This window comes from Micromonospora sp. WMMD737, from assembly GCF_049179055.1.
Classification (GTDB): domain Bacteria; phylum Actinomycetota; class Actinomycetes; order Mycobacteriales; family Micromonosporaceae; genus Micromonospora; species Micromonospora reichwaldensis.
This window is the reverse complement of record NZ_JBMHMH010000001.1, coordinates 3,139,500-3,150,634: the sequence shown is the minus strand read 5'-3', so window position 1 is coordinate 3,150,634 and position 11,135 is coordinate 3,139,500. Positions and strand designations below refer to the sequence as shown.

The 11,135-nt window shown below is 73.8% G+C and carries 8 protein-coding genes; 7 read left to right on the top strand and 1 reads right to left on the bottom strand.

What is annotated here, in order from left to right; translation table 11 throughout:
* Positions 1-3 precede the first annotated feature (3 nt).
* Both ACN27A_RS13415 and ACN27A_RS13410 read left to right on the top strand, forming a co-directional pair.
* Positions 4-798 (top strand): class I SAM-dependent methyltransferase, encoded by a 795-nt coding sequence (locus tag ACN27A_RS13415; protein WP_421453124.1) that lies wholly within the window; start codon positions 4-6, stop codon positions 796-798.
* Between the two features lie 194 nt (positions 799-992).
* Positions 993-1,769 (top strand): hypothetical protein, encoded by a 777-nt coding sequence (locus tag ACN27A_RS13410; RefSeq protein ID WP_421453122.1) that lies wholly within the window; start codon positions 993-995, stop codon positions 1,767-1,769.
* A gap of 84 nt (positions 1,770-1,853) precedes the next feature.
* On the opposite strand, the gene ACN27A_RS13405 is transcribed toward ACN27A_RS13410, so the two are convergent.
* Entirely contained in the window at positions 1,854-4,007 is a 2,154-nt protein-coding gene (locus tag ACN27A_RS13405) for a DUF4153 domain-containing protein (RefSeq protein ID WP_421453119.1), read from the bottom strand.
* A gap of 290 nt (positions 4,008-4,297) precedes the next feature.
* Here ACN27A_RS13405 and ACN27A_RS13400 point away from each other — a divergent pair, with 290 nt between their 5' ends.
* From ACN27A_RS13400 to ACN27A_RS13380, 5 genes are all read left to right on the top strand, one after another.
* The gene (locus tag ACN27A_RS13400) at positions 4,298-5,383 is read left to right on the top strand and encodes an endonuclease domain-containing protein (RefSeq protein WP_421453116.1); all 1,086 of its coding nucleotides are present in this window, start codon (positions 4,298-4,300) and stop codon (positions 5,381-5,383) included.
* Positions 5,380-6,075, top strand: coding sequence for a hypothetical protein (locus ACN27A_RS13395; protein WP_421453113.1), 696 nt, complete (start codon positions 5,380-5,382; stop codon positions 6,073-6,075). Before ACN27A_RS13400 ends, ACN27A_RS13395 begins: the two co-directional genes overlap by 4 nt.
* Positions 6,076-6,086: 11 nt before the next feature.
* Positions 6,087-9,326 (top strand): ATP-binding protein, encoded by a 3,240-nt coding sequence (locus ACN27A_RS13390; RefSeq protein WP_421453110.1) that lies wholly within the window; start codon positions 6,087-6,089, stop codon positions 9,324-9,326.
* 443 nt (positions 9,327-9,769) lie between these two features.
* On the top strand, positions 9,770-10,039 hold the full coding sequence (locus ACN27A_RS13385; protein ID WP_132237134.1) for a hypothetical protein: 270 nt from the start codon (positions 9,770-9,772) through the stop codon (positions 10,037-10,039).
* Positions 10,039-11,076, top strand: a complete 1,038-nt coding sequence (locus ACN27A_RS13380; RefSeq protein WP_421453107.1) for a hypothetical protein — start codon at positions 10,039-10,041, stop codon at positions 11,074-11,076. Before ACN27A_RS13385 ends, ACN27A_RS13380 begins: the two co-directional genes overlap by 1 nt.
* Positions 11,077-11,135: the final 59 nt, after the last annotated feature.

Sequence of the window (11,135 nt, the reverse complement as noted above, 5' to 3'; positions counted from 1 at the left end):
CGCATGGCGCACCCGGTCTGGGCGGACGGCAGGGCCTACGAGGCGTACGTGGGCCGGTGGAGCCGCCCCGTCGCGGAGGAGTTCCTGCGTTGGCTGGCCGTGCCACCGGGCCGCCGCTGGCTGGACGTGGGCTGCGGCACGGGCGCGCTCACGTCGACCGTGCTGGCACTGGGGGACCCGAGGCACGTCTCGGGCGTCGACAGCTCGCCGGGCTTCGTCGCGTACGCCCGCGCGGCCGTCCGCGACGAACGGGCGGCCTTCCAGGTCGGCGACGCCCGGGCGCTGCCCCTGCCCGACCGCTGCGTCGACGTCGTCGTCAGCGGCCTCGCGGTCAACTTCGTGCCCGAGCCGGCGCGCGCCGTCGCCGAGTTCGCCCGGGTCGTCCGCCCCGGCGGGGTGGCCGCCGCCTACGTCTGGGACTACGCCGGCGGCATGGGGCTGCTGCGGCACTTCTGGGACGCCGCCGCCCTGCTCGACCCGGCCGTGGCCGAGCGGGACGAGGGGCGCCGCTTCGCGGGGTGCGACCCGGACTCCCTGCGCGGGCTGTGGACCGACGCGGGCCTGACGGCGGTGGCGCTCCGGCCCGTCGACGTGCCCACGGTGTTCGCGGACGTCGACGACTACTGGACGCCGTTCCTGGGCGGGCAGGGCCCCGCCCCCTCGTACGTCGCCTCCCTGACGGCGCCGCAGCGCGCCCGCCTGCGCGACCTGCTCTCGGCCCGCCTGCCCGTGGCGCCGGACGGCTCGATCCGGCTCACGGCCCGGGCCTGGGCCGTCCGGGGCGCGGCACCGGCCTGAGCACCGCAGGTGCCCGCCGGGCCTTCGCGGTCGACGGCGCGCAGCCGGGTGAGGCCGTCCGGCTGTCCGCTTCGAGACCCAGCGGTACCCGCCGCCGACGTCCTCGGTCAACCTGATCCGTGACGCCGGGTGTCCCGCCCGTCGTGGAGATCGGAGGACCGATGAAGGCCCGTTTCCGATGGCGGTCGACCCGGATGACGCTGTTCGCGGCCCTGGCCGCCGCGCTGGTCGCCGCACTGCTGCCCGCCTCGCCGGCGCTCGCGCTGCCCTCCGGCAGTGGCTGGTCGGCCTCGTGGAGCTACTACCATCCCACCGCCTACCAGTACGCCGGCACGCTGCCCGGCGTCCGGCTGACCGGCTACGCCACCGACAACTCCGGCACCAGCACCACGGTCGGCACGATCGAGGACACCGCCGACGACGGCCGCTGCGCCAGGGTGATGCTCCACGCCAACGGCGTCGGCTACGTCGCCGACCGGACCACCTGCGGCAACGGCAGCTACCTGACCTACTCCACCGCCAGCTACAGCCAGGGGCTGCTGGTGATCGTCTACCGGATGGTCGCGGGCACGAGCACCCACGACAAGGGCTTCGCCATGTTCGTTCCCGGTTCGTCCGCCGATCCGGAGCTGCGCACCGTGGGTACGGGCGCCAGCTGGTCGTACTACACGTCGACGGCGTTCCAGTACACGGTCACCCGTCCCGGCGTGCGGCTGACCGGCTACGGCGCCCACCAGTACGCGGACCAGCGCTCCTCGCTCAACACGGTGGAGAAGACCGCCGCCACGGTCGGCTGCGCCACGGCCAAGGTCACCGGCGGTGTGTCCACCAGCGGCGGCACCTGCGTCAACGGCGGCAGCACGTCCTTCTCCCGCGCCGACCTGACCAACAACCTGGAGGCGTCCGCCTGCTACCAGCCGGTTCCCGGCACCCGGCGCTGCCTCGCGGTGGGCATCCCCGAGCCCTGGTGAGGAGACCGGCACCGGGCGGACGCACCCGGCCCGCCGACCCGGCAGTCCCGCCGTCCCCGGACCGACCCGGGGACGGCGGGTCCGTCAGCGGCGGCGCTTCGGCAGGTCGAACTGGTCGGCGGCCCGGCAGTCGCGTGGACCGCCGACCGCGCCCGGCCCGGCCCGGTCGAGCGCGGCGCGCGCCCGGATCCGGCCCAGGTTCCAGGCGTACCAGGGGTCCGGCTCGTCGAGGTCCTTGGCGACCCAGCTCAGCGTGCAGCGGCGCACCGGATCGGGCAGGCCCGCCAGCGCCGGCGTCGCGTCGGCCGAGAGCGCCCGCAGGTACCAGGCGTCGATCTTCCCCGTCTGCTCGTACCGGGCGATGTTGCGGCGGGCGGCGTAGTCCTCCGGGTTGAGCACGGCCAGGCCCAGCAGCATCACCACGGCGAGCGCCACCGTCGTGCCGGGAATCCAGGCGCCGCGCCAGCGGAGCCCGGCCACCAGGATCATCAGGAACACGGTGCCGAGCAGCAGCTCGAACGCCATCACGAAGAGCCGCTCGCCGGTGAAGCTGTACGCCTTCTGGTACGTGTACATGCGGGACAGCGCCGACCCCACGATGACGAAGCTGAGCACGCTGAGCAGGCCCAGCAGGACCCGCAGCAGGTGACGCTCGACGGCCCGGTCCCGTCGCGCCCAGCGGGCCACCCCGCCGAGCACCGCCAGCGTCAGCATGGTGACGACGACGAGCTGCCAGAACCCGCTGCGCGCGTACTCGGCGTAGCTGAGGCCGGCGGTGCGCAGCACGTGTCGCTGCCCACCGAACAGGACGGTGAACTGCACCGCCACGAAGCCGCCGAAGAGCAGCGTCAGGGCGCTGATGACCGGCGCCCACTCCACGAGGCCGAAGCGGCGCGTGCCGGGCCGGTCCATCGTCGACAGGTCGGGCGGCGCGGCCAGCGTGTAGACGGCGGCGACGGCGCAGAGCCCGCCCACGGCGGCGAGGAGGATCCAGCGGAACGCCGCACCGCCGTTGACCTCGGGAATCAGCTCGCCGAGCATCACGGAGAAGGCGCCGTCGGCCGAGGACAGGAGCGCGCCGAAGACGACCAGCGCGGCCACGGTGGCCGCGGCCGACCCGACGACGCGGCGAGCCAGGTGCGGGTTCGCCGGGGCGTGCAGGTGCCCACGCACCCACGGCAGCCCTCGCAACGCCGCGAAGGGGGCCGCCACCAGGCTGAACAGGATGGAGCGGACGCGCCGGCCGCCCACTATCGCGAGGGTCGCGCAGCAGAGCGCGCCGAGCACGCAGAACGTCACCAGCCACCAGGCGTTGCGGAAGGCCAGGACCGACAGCAGCGCCAGGGCCGCCACCGCCCAGCCGGCGCGGATCCGCCGGTCGGCGCGCGGCAGTTCCGCGCCCGTCCGCCGGACCGCGAGGACCACCGCGACGGTCAGGGCGAGCCAGCCGAGGAACCAGCCGATGCCGGTGCGGGTGAGCGGTACGAAGAACGCCAGGCCCAGCGCTCCGGCGAGGACCGCGAGCGGTACGGCTCGGTCCTGGGCGGGTGCCGGCCCCGGCCAGCGCGTGTCGAGGAACGACGGCGGGCGCGGGACCGGCTGGTAGCCGCGGTACGGCGCCGGCGCGCCGGCCGGCACCCCGATCCGGTACGGCGCCGGCAGCGGCGCGGCGGCGGGTTGCTGGACGGCGGTCCCCGGCGGGCGGGCAGCGGATGCGCCGGCGCCCGCCGACGGGGTGGCCGGTGCTCCAGCGGTGGCCGGTGAGGCGGTCGCTGGCGTTCCGGTGCTGGGTGCCGCCTCGGCGGCGGGTCCCTTCGTGGTGGGCGCCGCCTCGGCGGGCCCGTTCGTGGTGGGCGTAGCGGGGCCGGAGGGGGTCGGTGCCGCCTCTGTGCCGCCCGGCGGCGCGCTGACGGCGTCCGGTGACGGCGCGGCAGCCGGTGCCGCGGCGTCCGCCGCCGTCACCGCGGCGGCCCGCGTCGGGCTGCTCTCCTCCGGTCCGCCGACGGCCGTCGGGGCTGGCGTGGCGGTCGCCTCGGCCGGCCGGGCGGCGGGGACGACCGAGGCCGTGGCCGGTGGCTCCGCGGCGACCGGAGCCGCGGCGGCGGTGGCCGGCACCAGCGGGATGAACACCGCGTAACCGCGCGTCCCGGGCGGGATGCTGACGGGGATCGCCCAGGCGGGTGCGCCCTCCGCCCCGGGCCACACCCTCGGGGGCGGCGCGCCCTCGATGGACGGCATGACGAGCAGGTGCGGCGTCGCGTCTCCGGGGTCTTCTCCGTCGGTGCTTCCGGGGGCCTGACCGGGCCCCGGGGGGCCCGACACCGGTGGTGGCTGGGTCACGGAACCCCTCCTCGTTAGAACGGTCGGCACACTGTACGGCCGACGCCAGGCCCGCCGCCGCCCCCGACACCGACAGAAGAGCTAGACAGCCGCAGCCGAATGGCCGTAGCCGGTCACCGCGGTGCAGGCACGGGCAAGCGGATCGGGCGGGCGGCGCACCCGATCGATCCTCGGTAACGTGCTCGGCCGTGGACAGTGGCGTACCTCCCGGCGAGTGGTGGGAGGCCCTTCCTCCACGGCAGGTCAGCCACCTGCCCGGCATCGACCCCGAGTTGCTCCATGTGGGACTCGATCCGGCACCGGCCGCCGCCCCGGTCGTCGTTCGGTACCACGTACCGGCCCGACAGGGCTTCACCGAGTTGCTCGCCGCCGTCCTCGACGAGTTGGACGGGGCAGCATTCACGCTGTTCCCCCGCTGGTTGCCCGGTGCCGAACGGCTCGACGGTTGCGGCGCGCTGGGCGTCGCTGCGGTGCGGTCCCTTGCCATGCGGGCCGCCGCGCACTCCGCGCACTTCGGCCCGTTCCTGGCCGACCTCGCCGAGCGCGCGCTGCGCGGGAAGGACCGGCAGCACCGGCCGCGCTTTCCCGCAGAGGTACGGGCTGCCGGCCTGGCCCGGGTCATGGCCTCCGCGTACGACCGTGACGGGTGCGTCCTGCTGGTCGGCCTGACCGACGAGCTGCCCACGGAGACCGAGCGCGCGTTGGTTGCCGTCGCCGAATGGCTGGTGCGGCACGGCCGCCTCACCGTCTGGCTGGCCGGGCGGGAACTGCGGGCGGTCGACCGGATCCGGTCGGTTCAGGTTTCGCTGCCGTCGAGCCTGACCGAGTTGGCGGTGCAGGCGGGTCGGGTTTCCGACACCGTGCGCGAGCCCTCTCCGGCGCTGACGTTTCCGCCGCTGTCCGGTGTCCCGCGCGGCGACAGCGCCGCCGAGCAGGCGCTGGAGCTGGCACTGGCGCCATACGAGTGGGCCCGGGGGAGGCGCTGGAACCACACGTACGACTGGCACCTGCTCGGCGAGACCTACCGCCTGGACCTCTTCTGGCCGGCCGAGGGACTTGCGGTCGAGGTGGACGGCCCGGAACATCGGGGCCGAATCAGATTCGCCAACGACCGCCGGCGTGACGTGCGGCTGCAACTCCTCGGGCTGGACGTGCTCCGGTTCACCAACGAGCAGGTGCTGTCCGACGTCCAGGCTGTGGTCGGCATGATCCGGCAACTGCTGACCCGTCGTCGCCTGGCCGGCGCGCACCCCCACGAAGAAGAGGCACCATGACGAGCACGGCGGACCTTCCCCACCTGACGCCCAACCAGATCAACGCGCTTGTGGTGCTCATGGTCGAGGCCCGCGAACTGACCAACAACGAGCTGAAGGAGTTGGCCGGGTTCAGCCTCACCGGCGCCGACAACGCCAAACTCGTCAAGCTCGGCCTGGTCGAGACCGACCGGTCCCACCGGCCCTTCTCCCACGAGCTGACCGACGAGGGGTGGCGGGTGGTGCGGCAGCTGCACGCCGGAGCCCCGCCCGCACGTAGTGGCTCAGCCACCCGTTCGCTGTTCACCCTGCTGGCCAACCTGCACCGCTCGCTGAGCCGGTTGGGGCTCAGCCACGCCGACTTCTTCACGCCGCCGTCGGCCACCTCAGGGCTGGCGGCCGGCCCGACGCCTCCCGGCGTCGCGCCAGCACCGGCGGCCACCGAGCCGGACGCCGTGGAGGCCCTGATCCGCGCCGCCTATCACGAGCTGGCCCGGGAGCCGGGAGCCTGGGTGGGGCTCGCCGACCTGCGCGAACGCCTCGGCAGGCAGGACCGCGCAACCGTCGACGCGACGTTGCGCGCGATGGTCCAGCGGGACGGCGTCCGGATCATCCCGGTCGCCAACACCAAGTCGTTGACCGCGCGCGACCGGGCGGCCGCGGTGCGCATCGGAGACGAGGAGAACCACACCCTGGCGATCGGCTCGGCATGATCCCGGAGGACGTGAGGGCCGCGCTCGAGGCGGTCAGTCTCAACCCTGCGGTCACGCCCGACGACGTGTGGCGGCCCAGCCCGCACGACGTGCCGGAGCTGCACGAGAAGGTGGTCGCGGAGATCCTGCGCGGCGTCGGCAGGGCCCGCACCGACGACACCACGGTGCCCCTCGGCGTGGCCATGCAGGGGCGGGCCGGCGCCGGCAAGACCCACCTGCTCGGGGCGGTGCGGGATCGGATCCAGCGTGAGGGCGGCTACTTCTTCCTGGTCGACATGGTCAGCGGGAAGACGTTCTGGGAGAGCGTGGCGCTGGCCCTGGTCGAAGGCATGGGACGGGACGCGATCGGCTGGGGCACCCAGCTGCGCACGTTTCTGCGTCGGCTCACCGCCCAGCTCGGCATCCCGCCGGAGGTACGCGACGCGATCGCCGGGACGAAGCCGGTCACCCGGGAGCACCTGGACACCTTCGTGCGGGCCCTGCGGACGCGCCATCGCGAGACCGGCCGGGACTGCCAGGACACCGCCCGGGCACTCGTCCTGCACGGCGCGCTGGACTTCGAGGCACAGGACGTCGGCTACGCCCATCTGATCTCCGAGCCGGGTGACCCGGACGGTCGCGCGGCGTGGGGGCTGACCCCGGCGATCCGTACCCCGCAGCAGATCGTCCAGGACGTCTCGCGGCTGATGGCGCTGACGCTCGACCCCACGGTGATAGCCGTCGACCAGCTCGACACGCTCTTCGCCCAGACCAGCACCGCCATGTTCGACCAGTACGCCGGGCTGGAGGACGCCCAGGCGAAGGTCATCGGGCCCATCGCCGACGGCCTGCTGAAGCTGCGTGACGTCACCCGCCGGACGCTGATCGTGGTGTCGTGTTTGCCGGACACCTGGGAGCTGTTGACCAGGAGTGCGCCCACTCCGGTCGGCGACCGGTTCCGGCAGGCGATCCTCCCCGACCGGATTCCCACCCCCGAGATCGGCCGGACCATCGTCGCGAAGCGGTTCACCGCCGCCTTCGCCGGGCCGCGTTTCGCACCGCCGTACCCGACCTGGCCGATCAGCCCCGAGGCGTTCGTGGACGCCCCGGCGTTGACGCCTCGGGCGCTGCTGCGCCGGGTGGATCGACACGTCGCCTGGTGCCGGGACCGGGACGAGGTGACCGAGCTCGACCGTCTCATCGAGGTCGGCAACCACGTCGTCGGCGGGTCCGAGCCGCCGGACCGGAGTGCCGCCGTCGGCCCAAAGTCATGCCGCGACGCGGATACCGGTGACGACGTGCGCCTGCGGCAGCTCGACGCCCGCTTCGCCGAGCTGGTGGCGGGGGCGGACGTGGCGGGTGCGCTCGATCCGCGGACCGAGGACGAGCACATGCCGGCGCTCCTCGCCGCCGGTCTGGCGGCCTGGATCGCCGAGCAGTCCCCGACCGGCGCCAGCTACAGGTACGACCCGCTGCCGGGCCGCAAACCGGCGCTGCACGGGCGGCTGGTCGAGGTGCTGGACGAGGCCACCGAGAACGAGGCGCACTGGTGCTTCCGCGGGATCTCCCATCCGAACGCGATCGCGGCGACCGCCAGGGTGAAGGCGGCCTGCACCATGGCGGGCCTCGACCGTGCGCTGCCGCAGCGGCGGCTGGTGCTGTTGCGCAACGGCCCGTGGCCGACCGGGAAGCGTACGACCGAGGTGTTGGCGGCCTTCGACGCGGCCGGCGGAGTCCGCTGCGGCGTCGGGGAGGCGGACCTGCGGGTGTTCGCCGCGCTTCGTGAGCTGAGCGGCGAACCGGCCCAGGTTCTTCAGGAGTGGCTGGTCGCGCGCCGACCGGCCGGCTCCACGCAGCTGTTCGCCACGATCCTCGGCGACTTTGCCGGGGCGGCCAATGCGGAGGCCGGACCGGTCGCCCGGTCAGTCGGGCCGACGGCCGAGGCGGGCGGCGAGGACGACGCGCGGGTCGACGGCGGGCGGGCCACCGTCGACGGAACTTCGATCCTGTTGGGGCGGACCACCGACGGGGCGCGGCCGTTCGCGGTGGACCTGGAGTCGCTGCGCCGTCACACGGTGATCTTTGCCGGCTCCGGCTCCGGAAAGACCGTGCTGATCCGGCGACTGGTCGAGGAGTGCGCACGGGAGGGCGTCTCCGCGATCGTGCTCGATCCCAACAACGACCTCGCCCGCCTGGGCGATCCCTGGCCGCAGCCGCCGGCCGGATGGGACCCCGGTGACGCCGAGCGGGCCCGCGACCACCTCGAACACACCGAGGTGGTGGTCTGGACGCCCCGGGTCAACGCCGGTCGACCCCTGAGCTTCCAGCCGCTGCCGGACTTCACCCCCGTACGCGACTCGCCGGACGAATTCGACCAGGCGATCCGCTCGGCGGTGGAGGCACTCGCCCCGCGCGCCGGTGTGGACCGGCCGACGAAGGTCGCCCAGCAGGGCAAGGCCGTGCTGACCGAGGCCCTCCAGGCGTACGCGAGGAGCGGAATGGTGGGCCTGCCTGGCTTCACCGAGTTCCTCGCGGAACTGCCAGACGGGGTGAGCCGGCTGAGCCGGGCGGACAAGCTGGCCCAGGATCTGGCCGAGACGCTGAAGGCCGCCATGGTCACCGATCCGTTGTTCGGCGGCGTCGGCGCCCCGGCAGATCCGGGCCTGCTGCTCACCCCCTCGCCGGGCCGTCGCGCACGCATTTCGGTGATCAGCTTTGTGGGGCTCACGTCGGACCAGGAACGGCAGGGCTTCGTCAATCAGCTCCAGATGGCCCTGTTCGCCTGGATCAAGCGGCACCCGGCGGGCGAGCGACCGCTGGGCGGGCTCTTCGTGATGGACGAGGCGCAGACTCTTGCCCCGTCGTCCGGGCAGACGGCCTGCACGGCCAGCACGATCGCCCTCGCTTCTCAGGCCCGCAAGTACGGGCTCGGGTTGGTCTTCGCCACCCAGGCGCCGAAGGGGCTGCACAACCAGATCTCCGGCAACGCCACCACGCAGTTCTTCGGGCTGCTCAACGCTCCCGCGCAGATCGACGCGGCCCGTCAGTTGGCGGAGGCCAAGGGCGGGCGACTGCCCGACATCGGCCTCATGCAGAGCGGCCAGTTCTACGTGGCCGGGGAGGGCTTCGCGTTCGTCAAGGTGGACACGCCCCTTTGCCTGTCCCACCACCCGAAGGCGCCGCTCAGCCCGGAGGAGGTCGTCGCCAGGGCAGCTTCGGCACAATTCCGGCCGGAGCGCAGTCACCTGCCGGACGTGCCGGCCGTCCGATAGCGGACAGGACGCCGATCGCCTTTCCGGCGCACTGTTGTAGCAGGTCAGAGGCGTGAGGATGGCGGGCCACAACCCATTCCTCGGGCCCGGCGGGGACAGCATCGTCCCCGCCGACACCGCCATCACCGAACCCGACCCCGCGACGGCCACGGCGTAGCGCAGCGCCGGCCGCCCACGCAGCGCGAAGTCGCGCTCCGGCGGCCACGTCCCGGGTACCCGGGCGCAAGCCGCCGCACCGACACCGACGTCTTCATTCCGGCAGCCATCCGAGCCGCGCGCCATCCCCGGGACGTGCGCGGCCGGCGAGCCGTACCCACGAGCCGTCCCGGGCACGCGCAGGCGCGTGCCCGGCGGCCGGGCGTCGCCCGTCCCACCCTGCCCACCGGAACCGGCCCTGGTCACGAGCCGGTCGGTCCGGTCACCGAGCACGAGAGGAGCCGGCAATGGCCGCTCCCACCGCCACCGCCTCCCTGAACGCCTCCACCTACTCACCCGGCGACCAGATGATCCTGACGGTCACCTACGGCGACGCCGACACCAAGCCGGTGACCGTCACGATCGTGGTGACCGACGCGCAGGGCAACAGCAGCGCGCCGGTCAAGGTCACCGCCGTCATCGACCCGCTCACCCTCACCGTCACCGACGACTCCGGCCGCGCCTGGACCAGGGCGTCGGACAACGGGTCCGTCGCCGTCTACCGGGCGGTGGCGTGATGCCCCGGGTCACCGTCACGGTGCGCGACAACGGCGGGCGTACCGCCACCGCGACCGCCGACTACACGATCGCGCCGCCGGTGCTGGGCGGCTACTACCTCTCGGGCGGCGCCGACCCGACGGCCGACATGGCCGGCGGCAACTTCCGCTCGCTGACCCAGTACCGCAGCTTCGCCGACGGTTACATCTTCCCTGGCTACCAGCGGCCGTGGCTCGTCACGCTCGGCAGGGCCGGGATGCAGATGAACATGGTGCTGGAGCTGAAGCACTACGGCGCGCCCAACGCCGGGCCGCAGACCTTCACCGTGGACGGCGTGACCTACACCGTCCCGGCGCCCGCGATGACCATCCAGCAGCGCCCGGGCACCACCTGGCCCCGGGCGTACGGCTACAGCCAGGTCCTGGCCGGGCACTGCGACGGGCTCTTCGCCCGCGCCCTGTCCCAGTACCGGACCATGGGCTTCGGGGTGAACATCCAGCTCGCCTCCGAGCTGGACACCGACCACGAGTTCGGCACCACCGAGTCCGGCGTCACGTACCCGTGGGCGCAGTCGGACGCCCGCGCGGTGCAGGCCATGACGTACATCGTGAACTGGTTCAAGGCCCGCCAACTGCCCGCCGGCACGACGTTCTCGGTCGGGGTGGGCGGCTTCGACCGGGCCTGCTTCCAGCGCACCCACCCGGAGGCGCTGATGGCCAGGCTCGACTTCCTCCAGTGGAACGCCTACGCCACCAGCCCCACCCACACGGCGCTGGCCCGGTTCCGCCGGGCGAAGGACTGGGCGGTGGCCGACCTCGGCCCGGTCGCCCTCTCCCGCCCGGTGATCATCGCCGAGTGGGGCGTACGGGTGGCGGAGGTGCCGGACCAGGCGGGCTGGATCGCCACCGTCCCGGCCGCCATCGCCCAGCTCAACGCCGAGCGGGGACCCCGGATCGCGCGGACCAACTACTTCAACTCGGGCTGGGGCACCCTGTCGCCGAAGTCGACGGGGCTGGCCGCGCTGAAGGCGGCGTACGCCACCCGGCCGTACGTCTGAGCGGCCGGCCGGAGCTCCGCCGGAAGCCCGGGGGGCCAGCGGCGGAAGGATAGACGTCG

Bases quoted from the DNA above. Each gene is read 5' to 3' on its own strand.
- ACN27A_RS13415 (WP_421453124.1), top strand. From the start codon at position 4: ATGGCGCACCCGGTCTGGGCGGACGGCAGGGCCTACGAGGCGTACGTG.
- ACN27A_RS13385 (WP_132237134.1), top strand. From the start codon at position 9,770: ATGGCCGCTCCCACCGCCACCGCCTCCCTGAACGCCTCCACCTACTCA.
- ACN27A_RS13395 (WP_421453113.1), top strand. From the start codon at position 5,380: ATGACGAGCACGGCGGACCTTCCCCACCTGACGCCCAACCAGATCAAC.
- ACN27A_RS13380 (WP_421453107.1), top strand. From the start codon at position 10,039: ATGCCCCGGGTCACCGTCACGGTGCGCGACAACGGCGGGCGTACCGCC.
- ACN27A_RS13405 (WP_421453119.1), bottom strand. From the start codon at position 4,007: ATGCCGTCCATCGAGGGCGCGCCGCCCCCGAGGGTGTGGCCCGGGGCG.
- ACN27A_RS13410 (WP_421453122.1), top strand. From the start codon at position 993: ATGACGCTGTTCGCGGCCCTGGCCGCCGCGCTGGTCGCCGCACTGCTG.